At 39.7% G+C, this 234-nt stretch carries 1 protein-coding gene; it reads right to left on the reverse strand.

The annotated features are described in order from the left end of the window. Positions 1-234: glutamate--tRNA ligase family protein (locus tag ACY2RS_RS15955; RefSeq protein WP_490099634.1), on the reverse strand; the 234-nt coding region annotated here is incomplete at both ends.

Consider the following 234-nt stretch of genomic DNA (forward strand, 5'->3'; position numbering starts at 1 on the left):
TGGAACCATTTTGTTTTTTCTGTATCGGACTTAGCGCTCGCTTTATTTACTCTATCTAAATCAAAGGCAGCAACTAAATCCTCTAAGCTAAATGATTCTTGTTCTGTACCCGGATTCCAACCTAAAAAGGCTAGCATGTTTACAACTGTTTCTGGTAAGTATCCATCTTCTCTATAGCCAGAAAAAAGGTCGCCGTCTGCGTTTTTCCATTGCAATGGAAATACAGGAAAGCCC

The sequence above is a fragment of the Patiriisocius sp. 208BN25-11 genome (assembly GCF_058147145.1).